The 16,974-nt window shown below is 41.9% G+C and carries 13 protein-coding genes; 7 read left to right on the top strand and 6 right to left on the bottom strand.

Features of this window, described 5'->3' with window-relative positions; genetic code table 11:
• Nucleotides 1-24: 24 nt before the first annotated feature.
• The 4 genes from ACTXGF_RS20895 to ACTXGF_RS20880 form a co-directional block, all read right to left on the bottom strand.
• Nucleotides 25-456, bottom strand: a complete 432-nt coding sequence (locus tag ACTXGF_RS20895) for a DUF6789 family protein (protein WP_443534740.1) — start codon at nucleotides 454-456, stop codon at nucleotides 25-27.
• A 420-nt stretch (nucleotides 457-876) separates the two neighbouring features.
• A complete protein-coding gene (locus ACTXGF_RS20890) occupies nucleotides 877-2,307 on the bottom strand; it encodes a patatin-like phospholipase family protein (RefSeq protein WP_443534738.1) in 1,431 nt (476 codons plus the stop codon).
• A gap of 278 nt (nucleotides 2,308-2,585) precedes the next feature.
• A complete protein-coding gene (locus tag ACTXGF_RS20885) occupies nucleotides 2,586-3,572 on the bottom strand; it encodes an EamA family transporter (protein WP_443534736.1) in 987 nt (328 codons plus the stop codon).
• Between the two features lie 256 nt (nucleotides 3,573-3,828).
• Nucleotides 3,829-5,208, bottom strand: coding sequence for an aminotransferase-like domain-containing protein (locus tag ACTXGF_RS20880; protein ID WP_443534734.1), 1,380 nt, complete (start codon nucleotides 5,206-5,208; stop codon nucleotides 3,829-3,831).
• Between the two features lie 265 nt (nucleotides 5,209-5,473).
• On the opposite strand from ACTXGF_RS20880, the gene ACTXGF_RS20875 reads away from it, so the two are divergent.
• From ACTXGF_RS20875 to ACTXGF_RS20860, 4 genes are all read left to right on the top strand, one after another.
• On the top strand, nucleotides 5,474-6,655 hold the full coding sequence (locus tag ACTXGF_RS20875) for an MFS transporter (RefSeq protein ID WP_443534733.1): 1,182 nt from the start codon (nucleotides 5,474-5,476) through the stop codon (nucleotides 6,653-6,655).
• Nucleotides 6,656-6,913: 258 nt separating this feature from the next.
• On the top strand, nucleotides 6,914-8,131 hold the full coding sequence (locus ACTXGF_RS20870) for an acetamidase/formamidase family protein (protein WP_427611252.1): 1,218 nt from the start codon (nucleotides 6,914-6,916) through the stop codon (nucleotides 8,129-8,131).
• Nucleotides 8,132-8,479: 348 nt separating this feature from the next.
• On the top strand, nucleotides 8,480-9,334 hold the full coding sequence (locus ACTXGF_RS20865) for an SDR family oxidoreductase (RefSeq protein WP_443534731.1): 855 nt from the start codon (nucleotides 8,480-8,482) through the stop codon (nucleotides 9,332-9,334).
• A 289-nt stretch (nucleotides 9,335-9,623) separates the two neighbouring features.
• A complete protein-coding gene (locus tag ACTXGF_RS20860; RefSeq protein WP_443534729.1) occupies nucleotides 9,624-10,532 on the top strand; it encodes a helix-turn-helix domain-containing protein in 909 nt (302 codons plus the stop codon).
• A 429-nt stretch (nucleotides 10,533-10,961) separates the two neighbouring features.
• Here the strand turns inward: ACTXGF_RS20860 and ampC are convergent, their stop codons facing one another.
• Complete coding sequence (ampC, locus tag ACTXGF_RS20855) at nucleotides 10,962-12,137, bottom strand: class C beta-lactamase (RefSeq protein WP_443534728.1); 1,176 nt, start codon at nucleotides 12,135-12,137, stop codon at nucleotides 10,962-10,964.
• A 363-nt stretch (nucleotides 12,138-12,500) separates the two neighbouring features.
• On the opposite strand from ampC, the gene ACTXGF_RS20850 reads away from it, so the two are divergent.
• The 3 genes from ACTXGF_RS20850 (at nucleotide 12,501) to ACTXGF_RS20840 (ending at nucleotide 15,990) form a co-directional block, all read left to right on the top strand.
• Nucleotides 12,501-13,682: an alpha/beta fold hydrolase gene (locus ACTXGF_RS20850; RefSeq protein WP_443534726.1), complete on the top strand. Its 1,182-nt coding sequence runs from the start codon at nucleotides 12,501-12,503 to the stop codon at nucleotides 13,680-13,682.
• 121 nt (nucleotides 13,683-13,803) lie between these two features.
• Nucleotides 13,804-14,988 (top strand): L-lactate dehydrogenase, encoded by a 1,185-nt coding sequence (locus ACTXGF_RS20845; protein WP_443534724.1) that lies wholly within the window; start codon nucleotides 13,804-13,806, stop codon nucleotides 14,986-14,988.
• A 24-nt stretch (nucleotides 14,989-15,012) separates the two neighbouring features.
• Nucleotides 15,013-15,990: a dihydrodipicolinate synthase family protein gene (locus ACTXGF_RS20840; RefSeq protein WP_443534722.1), complete on the top strand. Its 978-nt coding sequence runs from the start codon at nucleotides 15,013-15,015 to the stop codon at nucleotides 15,988-15,990.
• An 8-nt stretch (nucleotides 15,991-15,998) separates the two neighbouring features.
• On the opposite strand, the gene ACTXGF_RS20835 is transcribed toward ACTXGF_RS20840, so the two are convergent.
• Entirely contained in the window at nucleotides 15,999-16,607 is a 609-nt protein-coding gene (locus tag ACTXGF_RS20835; RefSeq protein ID WP_443534720.1) for a Crp/Fnr family transcriptional regulator, read from the bottom strand.
• Nucleotides 16,608-16,974: the final 367 nt, after the last annotated feature.

Here is a 16,974-nt window from a genome sequence, read left to right as displayed (position 1 = left end):
TATAGCTAATTGGTTTTCAAGTGTTTAGTGTGCGGCAACCAGTTTGGCATAAACTTTGCCCAATACTACACCAAATACGAGATGTAGCATAAGAGTAGCGATGGGAATCATAATGCCGCTTGGCATAGATAAACCAAATAAGCCATTGCCCATCATGGGCATAATAGCAATCATCATCATAAACCAACCAATTGCACCTACCATTGCGCCAGTCAGCGTAAAGTTCTTACTCCTATCCGTACCTGCTATCAATGCCATGACGATACCATAGCCGATCGATCCGATCATAAAGTGAGCAATCCACGCTATTATGTGACTGCCACCCATCATCGATGCAAGCATCGTAATAATATCTAAATCAGGCATGAGGCCTATTGCACTTTTTAGCATGAGAAGTAGCGACATAACGATGGTCGCGATAAAAGCAGCTATTATTCCAGCCATATATTTGTTCATAGTAGTCATTCCTTTTTCAGGTTTGAATCGTTATTATTTTCTTAACGTTTTTAATTTTGGTTATTATCCAGTCGTAATACATTGGAGGTAGACGGCTGCTTATGTATACGGTAGAGATATTGAAGAATATGGGTAATCTTCAAGACTATCGTGTACTACCTGCCAAGTATTAAAAACCCCAATATGTATTGTTTCTACGATAAAAGGTCTTGAACAGTCATTCAAGTAATTTTGAGTAATCGTTCAATATTACTTGTAACCACAAGCACGTTATGAATGTTCAGTTCGAGAAGAAATGAGGCGGATATAGTAGGCAGAGAGAGAAAAGCGATAAATATAGGCTGGCATGCTATCAGTCATGATGCTGCTAAGAAATTTTGACAGTCACGCATACTTGGTTATTGGCAAGCAAGATGACGGTCATTGGAGGGCATCGCGGAAATTTTGAAACTCTTTAGATTGTTCAAGTAAATCACTGCCCAAATAGCGTAGGTCATCTACTTGTTCAGGTTGTAAATGAAAGGTGGTCGGCATGGCATCGAACTTTGCACGCTCTGTTTTATCTTTGACTTGATCAAAGGTTAATACGGAGAAATGCACTTCTACCTGAGGCGCATTTGCAGATCGCTGAGCATTTACATGCTCTCCCCATTGTAAAAATTCTTTTTTGGCCAATGAGACAGTTTCGTTATTTAGTGTGCCTAGTGCGACTTCACTCGCCGCTGAAATGGTATCAAGAAAACTCGGGTCTTTATTTTTTACTGACCACTCATGCTCTGAATAGGTCTGAGCATTGGCTACAACGACCAGTACTTGTTTGACTTGGCGTAATTTCGCAGGACTGAAGGCGCCTGCCATGTTGGGCACATCACCATATTGGGTCACAGGACTCATCATTGAGCCGCGCACACCTAGATTATCAGTTACCCCACCGTCTACCAAGCGCACTACTGGCATTCGATCTGGCTGCGAATACCTATCTAGTGCGCGAGCTATCGCATAACTACGCGGCAAATGACTGTCTTGATTTAGTGCGTCATTAACCCAAGGCTGCGAGCGCTGCGAACAATCAGAAAAGTTGTGTAGGGCAATAGGGGCAAAGATGCCAGGGACTGAGGAAGACGCCATCACCGCATTGGCAACTGGGTAGCTTGATAAGTCCGAACACAAAAAGTCGAACTGCTGCTGAGTAAATGAAAAGGTCATGGCGTTGTTTAAATCACTTGCATTTAGGATAACGTAAGGCAATTTTCCACGGCTCATATCAGCAAAGGTCTTTTGTTGAAATAGACTGTTGTCTAAATTGTTAGCCACCAAATCCCCACGATTGTATTCAGAACTGCTCATCGCTATTAGGCTTTGCGGACGTATCGCAAGTCTAATCAGTCGTGATTGCCAGTCTTCATACAAGAATTCTGGAGCAAACTTCTCAAAAATGTCATCGCCAAATAGTCCGTAATATGCTGCTGTGTAACTCCCGCCAGATACCGAAGAAATGACATCGACTTCATCTAATAGTCGGCGCTCTACGCCATTGATAGTTACTGGTGTATCACGTAGCTTTTCTAGCACCCCGTAGCTGAGTGCTGCCGCCCGTGTACCACCGCCAGAAAAGGCAAGTACAACAAAGACTTCGTCTGAGTTTTTTGGGAGGTTGTTATGAAAATCATAGCGAGCAGTGCTCTTATCTATAATGGGCTTGTTCCAGACTCGTTTTGCGCAACCAGTGAATAACAGCGAGATAACAATGATGATAAATAAAAAAAACGCAAAGCATAATCGAGGTGAAACCATCAGTTTTGAGAGTTTCTGCAGCAGACGATCATAGTAAGTCGGTATGTCTATACGCATGCAAATCACCTCAAAGTTTGTAGACTATGGTTCGCTCTGTATTTTTTACTTGATGACAGAGCAAATCACGTCAGTTTTCGACTTCCATGTCGGTTGTGACTTAACACTTAAGAGCAGTAAACTTAAGAGCAGTGGATACTTTCTAAATATGACGTATATAAAACAAAGCTGATATAGATTGATTTCTTACTAGTATCAGTCACGGTGAGCAATTTAATTACTATGAATAAACCTTAACTGGACGGTAATAGCGAGTCAAGATAAAACTGAGTAACCATTCAAATAGCCCTTCTTTTCATTTTCATCTTCACATTTGCTAATAGCAGCCCTGATAAGATCAACATCATGGCCAGCATCTTCCACCACGTCACTACTTCTCCTGTGAGTAGTACTGAGGTCACCATACCGAATACGGGCACCAATAGTGCAAACGGCATAACCTTGGACGCGGTATTTTGACTGAGTAAGTGTGCCCACAGACCAAAGCCAATTAAGGTTGAGATATAGACGATAAACCCAAGTGAGAGCCAAGACTTGAGTGATGCTTTAGTAAACGTCGCCATCTGCCATGCATCAGTCTCAAATGTAAGAGAAGATATCGTTAACATCACGCAAGCAATGAGACCGCCCCAGACTACCAACGCTAGCGCAGACAAAGCAGAGGCTTTATTTTTTCCAGTGCTAGATGTAGCAACAGATACACTTGTTCCTTGCTGCATCGCTTTTAGAGCCGTTTGCTCTGACGCTTTTTCTAACGTTTTTTCTGAGGCCTGTTTTGATGCTTGCTTGGATGCAATATTGCCAAAGCTCCAACCGATGGCAGCTATCAGGATACAGATGAACCCTGCCAAAGGCATATCACCGCCAAGGTTTAGCGCAATCACGCTGAGTCCTAGTACACCGACCAACATACCGACGATTTGCATACGGCTGACTGCTTCGCCCAATATAAAGTACGCTAGCAATACTGTGATAAAAATCTGAATTTGTAGCAGTAGTGCCGTCAGCCCTGGGGATGAACCCAGATGCATCGCTGTGAAGACAAAGGCATACTGCATGACAAATGTACCGATGGCATAAATAAACAAGGTACGGTTGAATTTAGGCGGCTTTAGAAACAAAACCAGTGGCACAGCAGTAAAGAAAAAACGCAGAGCAGTAAGCATCAATGGTGGAAAGCTCTCAAGACCCCACGCAATAAAAGTAAAGTTTACGCCCCAGATAAAGGTAACCAGTACAGCCAATGCAGTATATATAGGGGACATATGAGCTATCCTAGAGAAATAGTATTCGTTGTCGGAAGTGATTAGATTTGACTGTGTTTGGCTTATGTTTGACTGATATTTAGGCTATAGAATTATAGTCGAAAGGTCACTATATAATAGGACGGTACTAGCACTATAGTCGATTCGATTTAAAAGTAGTACAAGGCAACCGAGTGTAGATGTACATGTGATACTTTAAGCGAGGTTAACGCTGTCATACTTTTATAGTGGAATGACTATATAAGTCTCTGATTGGTCAGTCTAACGATTTAGCCAATACCTCGAAAACTTTTGAATGACTCATCTGTGCCACATTGAACCGCATAAAGTTTTCAGCATTTTCCGATTGACTAAAAACATTGCCCGGTGCCAATACCACACCTTTGGATAAACAGCGATTGGCCAATTCGGTCGCATTATTATTCTTAGGTAATCGACACCACAGGAACATACCTGCTTGTGGGAGCAGCCATGGTACGATGCCTAATTTAGCCAATCGTGGTAGCGTATGAGTACGCGCGCTTGCCAGCCGAGTATGGATATCATTCATATGCTTACGGTAGCCGCTATCAGTCAACGCTGAGAACACAACCGCCGCTGCTAACTGACTGCCACCAAAGCCAGTCGCTATCTTTAAATCTACCAAACTCTCGATCCATTCTGTAGGCGCTGCAATATAACCACAGCGTAGGGATGCGGATAACGTTTTAGAAAAACTGCCGATATAGAATACTCGTGATAACCCATCCAAGGCCGCCAATCTCGCCGCAGGCTTCACTTCAAAATCTGCAAAAATATCGTCTTCGATAATGTACAAACCAGCAGTCTGGGCCAACTGTAATACACGGTATGCCGTAGCAGGTGATAACGTTGCGCCCGTAGGATTATGAATGGCAGCATTGGTGATGTACAGGCGCGGCTTATGCTCATCTAAAATCGCTGCAAAGGCATCTACATCTGGCCCATTTGGCGTATAAGGGACGCCAACCACTTTGACCCGATGGGCAAGCAGCTGTGCTCGAAAGTTAAAATAACAAGGATCATCGACGATGACCGTGTCACCTGGCGTCAGCAAAAATCGAAAAATCAAATCTATCGCCTGAGTGCCTGAATCCGTCAATATGACCTGTGACGGTTCTGCATGGATACTCAATCCTGCCATACGCCGCATGAGTAGTTGACGCAATGCTAACAGTCCTAGCGGCGTTGCATACTCACTGATAATAGACGCGTCAGCTTTTGCTACATTTCGCAGACCACGGCGTATACCTGCCTCAAATAGCCAGTCCGCTGGCAACCACCCACAGCCTGGCTTTAGCGCACCATCGGGTGGCTCCAACGACTGCCGTGATACCCACAATGGATCTACCACTCGATCAATTTTTGGTGCTATATCTGTCAATGATAGCGGCGCTGTCGTCTCTGCCACATAGAACCCTGAACCAGGGCGGGAGTAAATAAAGCCCTCAGTTTGCAGGCGTTCATAGGCTTCAACCACGGTCGATGGTGAGAACCCATAATCTTTGGCAGCGGCACGGACGGAGGGTAATCGCGACTCTGGCATGTAGATAACGGTCGCTATTTTCTCTTTGACGTCAGCCATGACAACTTCGATGCGTGTTAGCTTCTTATTCATATTTTTTACAATTTTTGGTAAGGCGGCTTTTATGAATGTCTTATCTCAAGGTTACAGCTATGACGATATATGGGTAGGATATCCCAACTGTATGGGTTTTATAGACCAAACAGTTCTGTCTAATTGTACTGTATTGTATATAGATAACCTACTGTACTTTTGTTTTAATTATTGAACGTAAACGATGTGGAGGTAGATGTGTTTCTATTGTGAACCGCACTTACCTCAGTCAATTTAACGATTGTTCTTCAAAAAGCAGTGATATATGACCACGAAAAAATATAATAAATATCTGGCTTTTGCCTTATGTGTGATAACGACAAGCGTCAATATCCAAGGGCCGCTTTATGCTGTTTATGCGCACAATGATGGCTATGGTGTGCTAGCAACTACGATAGCGTTTTCCTTTTATGTATTGGGTGTCATACCTGTATTGTTAGCTTTTGGCGGATTGTCTGATCGTATCGGACGGCGCAAGGTGATTTTAATCTCTCTAGTACTATCGATAGCAGCGACGGCTCTTATGTTGTTTTATCCATACACGCGAGCGCTAGCATTAGCGCGATTCGTACTGGGTGTGGGAACAGCTCTAATGGCTGCTACGGCGACAGCCTATATGATTGAGCTGCTTGGTTCATCAGATACGATGCGTGCGACAGCATGGGTGACAGCCAGTACAACGATAGGTTTTGGTCTTGGCCCTGTATTGACGACAGTTTCTTTGATGTTTTATGAAACCAATCAGCCAGCCAGTTTTTTCTTACTGCTAGCGAGCGGGCTGTTCGCTATGTTTTTGTTATACCAATTACCAGAGACAGCACCTAAACGCACTAATTTGCCCACCTCTATGCTACGGCTACCTTATTTTAACCGTGAAGTCATTTGGTATGGCAGCGGTATTTTGATTTGTTGGGCGACGACAGGTTTGGTACTGTCAGTTATTCCCTCAGTACTGGCCACGCATGGACTCGCTAAGTATGCAGGGATATCCTCTATGTTAGCCATCAGTTGTGGATTGATCGTTCAGCCAATCGCCCGAAAACTTGACCCTCAAGTTTCAAGCAAGCTTGGTCTTCTGATCTTACTACCAGCCTATGCTTTGTTGGCTTGGGGGACGTTGAATGCCAATCTACCAGTGATTCTTTTGGCGGCATTTTTGGCCAGTACTAGTTGCTATGGCTTTGTCTATTTAGGCGGTATGTTAGGAGTCGCACGCTCTGCCGGCAATGAGCAGGCACGTGCAAGTGCAGGCTATTTTCTGATGGCATATATAGGGTTTAGTGTACCCGTCATTTTTACTGGTTTGATTGTGGATAGGTATGGTCCTGCCACTGCGTTCTACGCCTTTGGTGTGTTTTCATTAGTTGGTGTGATTGTCTTATTTGCCAGTCAACCTATATTGAGAATTGGACGTCGTTCGAACGCCAATTTGCATAGCGTGTCTTAAAATAAGATTGATAGTACAGTTCTCTATCCATTATCGTTTCATTCAATACCTTTTAATTTAATACCTCTGCATGCAATGTCTATGCTCTAAAACAATGCTTTTTTTATGCTGAAGCACCACGATAAAGCAAACAATTGTATCAATATAGTGCTTTTATCCCTAACTTTAATAGAAAACACCGTTTTGCCCATGGCATAGAACTTGCCCTTATACAGGTATGACAATATTGTCATGTTTTAACTAAAGAGGGTATGTTCTATGTTCAAAAAAACCATTCTTTCACTGTTTATTCTAAGCGCGTTTGGTATATCAGTATCCCAAGCAGAAGACTTTACGGTTCTCAAGCAAATAGCAGATAAACCTACTCAGTTGAGTAGTGGTGAATATAAAGGAAATTACTATGTACCTTCTACTTTAGACACCATAACATGGGGATATTTGCCCAACAGAGACGCCAGTCCCGTTATGTCTGTTGCCTCTGGTAGTGTGGTGACTTTTGATACCGTCTCACACGAAGGTTTGCTCGAAGATCAGGGCCGTGATGCAGCAAAATACTTTAAGTCAAAAGGGGTCAAAGACGACTTTATTTTAGATGAAGCAAAAACAATAACAAAATCAAAATTAAAACATGACTTTGATAAAGATGGTCCACATATCGTGACAGGCCCTATCGAAATCAAAGGGGCGCAACCAGGCGATATCCTAAAAGTAGAAGTCATCAACGTTGAGCCGCGTGTGCCGTATGGTGTCATCTCTAACCGCCATGGCAAAGGCGCATTGGCAGGCGAGTTTCCCAAAAAAGCAAAACAAGACAACGCGTCTGCCGCTCACCCTGAGCGCTACGGCAATGTCTCCGTATTTACGCCTATCGAAAAAAATGCCAAAGGTGAATACGAAGGTATCCTAAAAACAGATTCTGGTAAGTCTATACGTTTTCCACTCAGTCCATTTATGGGTCTAATGGGTGTCGCAGCAAACACCTCAGAGCGAGTACATTCAGTTCCACCTGCGATGTATGGCGGCAATATTGATATCAACGAATTGGGTGCAGGGGCAACGGTTTATTATCCGGTACAAGTGGCAGGTGCACTGTTTTATACAGGTGACAGTCACTTTGCCCAAGGCGATGGCGAGGTTGCATTGACTGCCCTTGAAGCGTCTGCTCGCGCCACTTTTAAATTTACATTGCTAAAAGCAGGTAAGGATAAGATTCCGGGTAAAGAGATTGTGCAACCGTTGGCAGAGAATGCTGAATTTTGGATCACGCCAGGGCTAGATGAAGATTTGGATGAGGCGATGAAGAAGTCTACTCGTGAAGCGATTCGTTTCTTAAATCAAGAGTATGGCATTGATGAGGCAATCGCTTATGCTTACCTAAGTGCAGCGACAGATTTTGAAGTATCGCAAGTCGTGGATAAGACCAAAGGTATTCACGCCAAAATTCGTAAAGCAGATTTCAAAGAGTTTGAAAAATAGTACAAATTAACGATCTCAACTTCAGAAAAAAAGTCCTTTATACTGATATAAAGGACTTTTTTACATTCATTATATTAGTTTAAAAAAGGTGAATGTCACTAGAGACACAGTAACGTTCTGTTTTTCTATACTCGTAGAGTGGAGATGAATGGAGCAGATAAAAATAGATTCGAGTAAAGCATAAAACAGCAAAAGAAACTCCGCTGCTGAATATATGTGATTTTGTCCACCCTAAAAGCAGTTTTGTGCACTGCGCCAATATTAGCTATGAATATAATAACTTCCTGAATCGCTAGAGGGGCAAACCTCCCTTCTAAAAATAATCACAGCTGCATTGAGGAAGTTATAATGAATAAAGTTATTTTGGTAACAGGTACATCAACGGGCTTAGGTTTAACCCTAGCGGTAAAACTGGCTAAACAAGGCAATACTGTTTATGCCACTATGCGTGATTTAAATAAAGCTAAATCCATTCGCGAAGCTGCTGCAGCTGTTGATGTAACCTTACATATCAAACAACTAGATGTGCAAAAACAGCAAAGTATTCAAACTTGTGTCGATGAAATTATCCAAAAAGAAGGTCGAATTGATGTACTGATCAATAACGCAGGTGCAGGTTATGTGCGAACGACAGAACAATCGACAGAAGAAGAAGTGAATTGGGTTATGGATGTTAACTTTCATGGTGTGGCGCGCTGCACTAAAGTCGTACTGCCACATATGAGAAAAGCAAAAAGTGGCCATATCATCAATATTTCATCTGTCGGCGGTTTAGTTGGCCAGCCCTTTAACGAATATTACTGTGCAGCTAAATTTGCCGTTGAAGGTTATATTGAGTCCCTTGCCACCTATGTTACACCTACTTTTGGTATTCATTTCACTAATGTTGAACCGGGTGGTATTACATCTGAATTTGCCAACAACGTGATGGAAAAGATTAGTGCAACAGGAGGTATTCTAGATGATGAATATCGTCCTATTCTGGAAAAATACATGGCAGGAGCTGCCGCTAGATCAAAAGAAGGACTATATCAAACACCTGCAGCAGTCGCTGACGTAGTAATAAAATGTATGCAAACGGACAAGCCGCCAATTAGACAAAGGACGTCTCCTTGGGCTAAAAACTTCACTCGTTTTAAGACTGAATCGGACCCAACTGGGCATAAACAGAATGAGCAGGTATTTAACCAGTTTTTAGCTTGATTTATTTTATTGAAGTAAATGGTCTGTGCTGATTATATCAGGATAAGGACACGTTTAACTGCAACCTTATCTATGCTTAATACCGCTTATTTCAACGATTCAATTACCTAGGGCATTCATGTCCTAGGTTTTCAAATTAGCTTTACACAGAAATTTTGTCATCGAGTAAGTATTTGAATTATAAGAAACATAAATATAAAAAAGACGATTTTTATTCAGATCTCAGGTTATGCAAGCAGTGTGGGAAAGGCAATGGCATAATGGCAATGTTTAAATTTAGGATAAACGGATGAAAAATATACATTATAAATCGATAGGTGAATATTTAGCGGATGTAGGTAAACCAGCACCAGAACATCCACTATTTACCATTATTTCAGTCAATACAGATACCTCTGGTACTCAACTAGATTGCCCCGATTTTGAGACGACAATTACCACAGACTTTTACGCTATATCCTTAAAAAATGTGATTGAAGGTGAGATTTTATATGGCAAAACACGTTATGACTGCAGTGATGGCACTATGCTATTTCTTGCGCCGAACCAAGCTTTTAGTACTCAAGGAATTAAAATTAAATCTGAGGGTAGACTAATACTTATTCATCCAAATTATTTTGTTGGCCACCCACTGAGCGATTCAATTAGGCATAGCGATTTTTTTGATTACTCAGTGAATGAAGCCCTTCACCTGTCGTCAAAAGAAGAACAACTAGTAGCCGGTGTTTTTGATAGTATTTTACAGGAATACCAGTCGCATTATGATGATTGTAGCCGTGAGATTATTTTATCTTATGTCAAAACATTGTTGAGCTACGGCCAACGTTTTTACAAAAGGCAATTTATCCAACGAAGGGAGTTAAATGATTCATTGTTCACTAAATTTACTCAATTGCTTGAACATCATTTTAATCAGCCTGAATCTAATGGCTTACCAGCATTAAGCGATATAGCAGATTGTATGCGGCTATCTAATCGATATCTAAGTGATGCCCTTAAATCAGAAACAGGCAAGTCGGCTAAGGAATGTATGCAACAGTTTATTATCGACAGAGCAAAAGCAATGCTGATAAATTCAAATACCTCTATCACCAGTGTTGCTTACGACTTAGGTTTTGATTCACCACAATATTTTGTGCGTCTTTTTAAAAAGAAAACGGATATGACACCAACCGAATTTAGAGACAGTTTGTATTAAAAGCAGAGCGACAAAAATCAGAATACAGCAGATAAAAGTAGACTCGAGATTCGAGCAAAAGAATAAAACAGCAAAAGACTACAAGTAATTATTTCCATAGGAAAATATGACAAAATACTAATTTAATTTAACTTTATATGTTCCTTACACTTAATGTATTGGCAATTTTCTAATTTATGGTTTCCAACGAACCTGACTGCACTGGTATAGAGAACAGTCAGGTCTTCCCCCTTTTTATTTTTTTTGACTTTAGCTTTATGGCAAAATCCGTACTCGAATGCAGCCAAATCGGCGCTGTCATTTCATGCAAATACAAGTCTTTTACTAGGTCATTTTTCTATAATCGTGCATCTTTCCAATCACGCCATATATTGGTTTAAAAAAGGTGGACGTCACTAGAGACACAGCAACGTTCTATTTTCTTCTACTTCAATTAGCCATCGCACTTTGCAGGATGGTGTAAGCCGCTTTGACCCTCTCTGCGTTGGGGTAGTTCTTATTTGCCAAAATGACAATGCCAGATTTTTTTGCGGGAATATAAGCGATATATCCACCGAACCCATTGGTAGCGCCTGTCTTGTTCACCCATACATCGTTTAAAACAGGTGTCGGCTGATTGTTTGCTATGATGGGCTGTGGCTTGAGTACCACATCCGTTGAATTACCTTCAAGTAGTGTGTCTAGGTGAGTGGGGAATGGATACATTTCCCACGCCAATCCCTGTGTAACAGTGCTCGATTGATAGTATCCCTTTCTAGTGTTTTGCAATGACTGTTGAATATCTTTATCCAAAGGAATTAACCCCATATTAGCCGCCATGTAATGGGTCATATCCGCGCTGGTTGATTTAATACCATAAGCTTCGGCGTCCAAAATCCCAGGGTTAACTCTTATCGGCTCTCCAGCAGCGTTATAACCAAACGCATAATCGTCCATTTTGTCGTTAGGAACATTGACAAAGGTACTAGGCATATTGAGTAAGGGCAGTATTTTATCTTCCATCACCTGTGTGTAATCCGCGCCCATACTCAAGGCTGATATATGGCCGAACAGTCCTATACTGGCGTTAGAGTATAGACGTTTTGAGTTGATAGGGAAGGCAGGTTGCCACGACTTATAGTAGCGGAACAATTCCTTATTGTTTTTGATATCGTTAGGTACTTGAAGTGGTAGACCACCTGCCGAATAGGTGGCTAGGTTGATAAGCTTGGTGTTACCAATGGCGCTGTCTTGTAGATAAGGAATGTATTTATCAGCGGTATCCTCCAAGTCGAGTGTGCCATTGAGTTCGGAGTAACTGGCCAAAGTCGCGGCAAAGGTCTTACTGATAGAGCCCAACTCAAAGATAGTGTTTTCTGAAACAGCCTTACCAGATTGCTTGTCAGCCAAACCATAGTTATAAAAAGACGACTTTCCATCGACAATAATACCAAACGCCATACCTGGAATATCATGTGCTTTCATTAGCGACTTGGCTTGTGCATCGACTATGCTTTTCAGATGACTATCGCTGTCTGCTGCTTGCACTTGTCCAGATATCAATGAGGCGGCAACGACAGCAGTCAGACCAACTCGGCTAAAAAGTGTTTGCACTGATTTTTTCATGATTAGATTACTTGTCCTTTTTGTTAGAAGTAGCGGTGGTCTATTCCTTTAGCGAGTCTGCAAATAGGTTACTGACTTCCAGAATATCACTTCGTATTTCCCTATTTTATTTCTACAGAACCTCCGTATTTTTACAGAATACCAATATTCCGGCAAGCTGAAATCGGTTTATTGAATATAGATTAAGGGCTAATTCATACTTCTACTATAAGTATTTAAGTGTATTTATCTCTCATTTATTGAGGAATTGTCGTGTGCACGACAAACTTCTAAGCGCTGTTATGAAATTATAGTCTACAGGCAAGGGATGTCGTCAATGATAAACCTTAACTTATCACTAAATAAATTAATCAGGGATGAATGATGAATAGTAATAAAAATGCTTATGGTACCGATACGCTTGATCCAAAAATCAGATCGCGTTTTGTTGATAACAACAATGGCCTAAATGTTCATGTTTTAGAAGCAGGGTTTGAAGAAGCGGAGTCTGAGAAAGGAAGCCGACCAGTCGTGCTGCTTTTGCATGGTCATCCAGAGCTGGCCTATAGTTGGCGCAAGCAGCTGGTGCCTTTGGCTGACCAAGGGTTTCATGTGATTGCTCCGGATTTACGCGGTAGTGGCAGAACAACAGGGTGGGAGACAGGTTTCGACTGTAATCTTGACCAGTTTAGTTTATATAACAACGTACAAGACATGATTGGGTTGGTATATGCATTAGGCTATAAAACAGTTGCAGCCGTTGCAGGACATGATTTTGGTTCTCCTGCGGCAGCACTATGTAGTTTTATCCGTCCTGATATTTTTAAGTCTTTAATCATCATGAGCACACCTTGGCCAGGCACGCCGCAATTTCCATTTAATTCAGCCAATCTACCAAAAGATACTACAAACTACGATCCAACCTTGACCAAAAGTATGGAAGAGCAGCTTGGCTCTTTAGTACCACCCCGCAAACACTATCAAATGTACTTTGCCTCATCGCATGCTAACGATGAGATTATGAATGCACCTCAGGGAATTCATGATTTTATGCGGGCATACAATCATGCCAAAAGCGGTGACTGGCAAGAGAACAACCCACACAATCTACAAGCCAAAACGCTTGAAGAGTTTTCTAAAATTCCAAAATACTATGTGATGGATCTGGATAAAAGCATGCCTGAGCAAGTCATGGAGTTTATGCCAACCCAAGCGCAAATAGATGCCTGTGAATGGTTACCCGATAACGAGCTAAAAGTGTTCTCTGACGAATTCGCCCGCACGCAATTCCAAGGCACTATGAATTCTTATCGCTGTGCCACTAATCCAAAATATTTCCATGCGATAAAAACCTTCAGCGGTAAATCTATCGATGTGCCCGTGGTATTTATAGCAGGCGAAAAAGACTGGGGGCCGTATCAGAGCTATGGCAACTTTGAAGCAATGAAGGCGAGTATCGCGCAGCTAGAGATTCATTTTGTAAAAGGCGCAGGGCACTGGGTGCAACAAGAGCAGCCAAAAGCGGTGAATGACATCATGATTGAATTTCTCAAAGATAAAAAATAACAGCGCAAATACTTGGCATTGCGGTTCATTATTTGAATCTGCAATGCTCACTACGTGGCTGATTTTAAATATGGCTGGCTTTAAAGGTGGCTGACCTTAGAGGTAGCTTTGGAGAAAAGCAATGAGTAAATATGATGTCGTGGCTATTACGACCAATGATTATAAAAGACAGGCCAAACAACGCTTGCCCAATTTTTTGTTCGATTACATAGAGGGCGGCGCAAATGCTGAGCAAACATTGCAAGCGAATACAGCAGATTTTAAAAGATATACGCTAAGACAGCGAGTCATGCGAGACGTGTCAGCTGTCGATACCTCAACGACTCTTTTTGGAGAGTCTCTGTCTATGCCGTTAGCATTAGCACCAGTCGGCATGGCTGGACTGTTTGCAAGGCGCGGAGAAGTGCAAGCGGCGAGGGCAGCAGAAAAGAATGGCATACCATTTACCCTGTCTACCGTAGCGATATGTTCGTCTGAAGAAGTGCAAAGTGCGACCAATCAGCCTTTTTGGTTTCAGCTGTATATGCTGCGTGATAGGGCACTTGTGCTAGATATGTTAAACCGTGCTGCTGCATCAGGTTGTAAAACGCTGGTATTCACGGTCGATTTAGCACTGCCTGGTATGCGTTTAAGAGACTACCGAAATGGTATGTTAGGTGGCTCTACAAAAGGAAAAATGTCTTATCTAACGCAGTTGTTAATGCGGCCAGGATGGTTGCTCGATATTGGCATTTTGGGAAAACCACACAGTTTAGGCAACCTGAAACACAAGGTTGAGAGTGCAAGTGACCTTGATCGATACAAAGCGTTTGTAGAAAGCCAGTTTGATCCAAGCGCCACATGGAAAGATATTGCATGGCTTCGTAATAATTGGAGTGGCAATATTATCATCAAAGGCATCATGGATGCAGATGATGCGAAAGCAGCGGTCGATGCAGGTGCAGATAGCATTATTGTCTCCAATCATGGAGGCCGTCAGCTAGATGGTGTCTCGTCTACCATTGATAAGTTGCCGAGTATAGCGAATAGCGTTGGGCAGCAAACCAAAGTTTTATTAGATGGTGGTATACACAATGGTGTCGATGTCGTGAAGGCCATAGCGCTGGGGGCAGACAGCGTTTTGATAGGGCGCTCTTGGGTATATGCGATGGCAGCGCAAGGAGAGGCTGGCGTGAACAAGCTGTTGGCTCTCTATCAGCAGGAGATAGCTGCGACGATGGGATTGATGGGGGTAAGCCGTATCGAAGCGCTCAATAGCGATGTCATTGAGCGATTCAATCAACCACTTAATAACCTGCTCAGTTAAATACCTTCTATTTGGAGAAGCCACATGACTTGCATGACGACTAAGACTAAGACCATGACACATGGCGTATATCCCGTTGTTCATACGCCATTACATGAAGATGAAAGCATTGATTTTGAGGGTTTAAAAGGGTGTTTAGAGTATTACAATCAAACAGATTTACCGGGTGTTACTTTGCTTGGAAGCGGTGGGGAGTTGCCTTATTTTTCAGACAGTGAGCAATATGACATTATTAAGGCAGCTTTTAATTATCTAGACGGTAGCAAGGCGATTATTGCTGGTGTCCATGCGTATAGCAGTGCGCAGGCGATAGAAAAAATAGCCTCATATAGGGCTTACGTTGACTACATATTGCTATTGGTTCCTGATTATTACCAAAGCACTTTTGAAGATTATCTACAAACATTAGAATGTATTGCGCAACACTCTGCAAAACCTATTTTGTTTTACTATTTCCCGCAAATCACTCAAAAGACATTTACGTCAAATCAGTTGATTGCCATTCTTTCAATCGACAATATTATTGGTATCAAAGACAGTTCTGTACATATTCCAACGGCCAAACGCATCTTGTCTGATGTACCAGATACACTCTACTTTAGCGGGCTTAGCTTGTTATTAGAGCCTTTGATAAAGCTAGGTGCAGTAGGTGCGATTTGTCCTATTGCCTCAGTACTGCCACAGCAAGCACATGAGTATTTTTGTGCCATCAAAAACAGCGATAAAAATCTCACAAAACACAGAGCACCATTAAAGCGTATGTTGCCGATTGTTAATGTATTAAATCTATCGGAAAAAACCCAGTATCTGGCGTTAAGTCTGCTTAGCACGAGCCCAGTGAAGCTGATAAAAAATGTGACCAGCTCTCACGCTAAAATCAAAGAGGCTCTAAGATTTAAGGGCTTGCCTATTCAAAGAACGGTCAGAGCGCCTTTACCTGGTCTATCTGATACAGAAGCTGAAAAAATTGCGCTAATTATGGATGATTTAGCATCGCTTTGATCGCTTGTCTAATTAGCATCGTGATAGGCTTTTGAGAGTGCATCCATACTGTTGATAACGATTTTTCCATATTGAATACAGATAAGCTTGTCTCTCTCCATTTGTTTAAGCTCTTTGCTAACGCTCTGCCGAGAGGCACCTACCATCCTTGCTAAGTCTGCGTGTGAAATAGTAATTTCTAGCTCATTGCTTTGTGCCATTTTTGAGCTTTGATTGACCACTATCCTATATATACATCGTGACAATCTTTGATGTAAGGGAAGCGTCAGGTTGTCAGTATTGATCTCAAAGGCCACCCGCATTCGGTGAGAGAACATGATTAGGAGCTGAGTGTTTATCTCAGGGTACTTGTTGTTAAGTCGAAAAAAATGTCTCTTGCTCAATACATTGACAACAGAATCACCTACTGAATAGGTATTGGTGGCTCTGGGTAATTCATCTATCAATCCTTGCTCACCAAATGTCTCTCCTGACAATAGCGTACCGATGACTACCTCTGTACCATCATGGCTATATATATTACATTTTATGTTACCCGATATTACTTGGTACAGCTCATTAGACGGTTCTTGTATACGAAACAAGGCTTCTCCGTCAGATAGCGTTCGCTGAGTCATCGCTGAACGAATGTCCTCCTGAATATCTGTAGGAAGTTTTTCAAACCAGTTATAAAATATTAACGTATTCAGAAGAATGCCCTCATTTGAGTTAAGAATAATAATCTAACATACTTTGATTCAAGCATTCCTATTCGTTTATACGAGAGACGGTGACGCTAATTTTTATGTAAAAGAGAGGTGTGCTTAGGTCTGTCTAGGGCGTGTTCTCAATTCAATCGATAGTTATCTAAATGGGTTAAAAATGGCTAAATCTTGCCAAACGGCGTCAAATAGCTGGTCAATATCTCGATATTATCTGCGCCATTTTCCTTGTTTGACGGCAATTTATCTCATTTTTATCACCATTTTTAAAATGAGGACACGC

It is taken from the genome of Psychrobacter sp. 1Y6 (assembly GCF_052258385.2).
GTDB lineage: Bacteria > Pseudomonadota > Gammaproteobacteria > Pseudomonadales > Moraxellaceae > Psychrobacter.
This window is presented reverse-complemented; position numbering and strand designations above follow the sequence as displayed.

Coding starts and splice junctions, on each gene's coding strand:
- ACTXGF_RS20865 (WP_443534731.1), top strand. CDS start 8,480: ATGAATAAAGTTATTTTGGTAACAGGTACATCAACGGGCTTAGGTTTA.
- ACTXGF_RS20895 (WP_443534740.1), bottom strand. CDS start 456: ATGAACAAATATATGGCTGGAATAATAGCTGCTTTTATCGCGACCATC.
- ACTXGF_RS20885 (WP_443534736.1), bottom strand. CDS start 3,572: ATGTCCCCTATATATACTGCATTGGCTGTACTGGTTACCTTTATCTGG.
- ampC (WP_443534728.1), bottom strand. CDS start 12,137: ATGAAAAAATCAGTGCAAACACTTTTTAGCCGAGTTGGTCTGACTGCT.
- ACTXGF_RS20840 (WP_443534722.1), top strand. CDS start 15,013: ATGACTTGCATGACGACTAAGACTAAGACCATGACACATGGCGTATAT.
- ACTXGF_RS20860 (WP_443534729.1), top strand. CDS start 9,624: ATGAAAAATATACATTATAAATCGATAGGTGAATATTTAGCGGATGTA.
- ACTXGF_RS20890 (WP_443534738.1), bottom strand. CDS start 2,307: ATGCGTATAGACATACCGACTTACTATGATCGTCTGCTGCAGAAACTC.
- ACTXGF_RS20835 (WP_443534720.1), bottom strand. CDS start 16,607: ATGACTCAGCGAACGCTATCTGACGGAGAAGCCTTGTTTCGTATACAA.
- ACTXGF_RS20845 (WP_443534724.1), top strand. CDS start 13,804: ATGAGTAAATATGATGTCGTGGCTATTACGACCAATGATTATAAAAGA.
- ACTXGF_RS20850 (WP_443534726.1), top strand. CDS start 12,501: ATGAATAGTAATAAAAATGCTTATGGTACCGATACGCTTGATCCAAAA.
- ACTXGF_RS20880 (WP_443534734.1), bottom strand. CDS start 5,208: ATGAATAAGAAGCTAACACGCATCGAAGTTGTCATGGCTGACGTCAAA.
- ACTXGF_RS20875 (WP_443534733.1), top strand. CDS start 5,474: ATGACCACGAAAAAATATAATAAATATCTGGCTTTTGCCTTATGTGTG.
- ACTXGF_RS20870 (WP_427611252.1), top strand. CDS start 6,914: ATGTTCAAAAAAACCATTCTTTCACTGTTTATTCTAAGCGCGTTTGGT.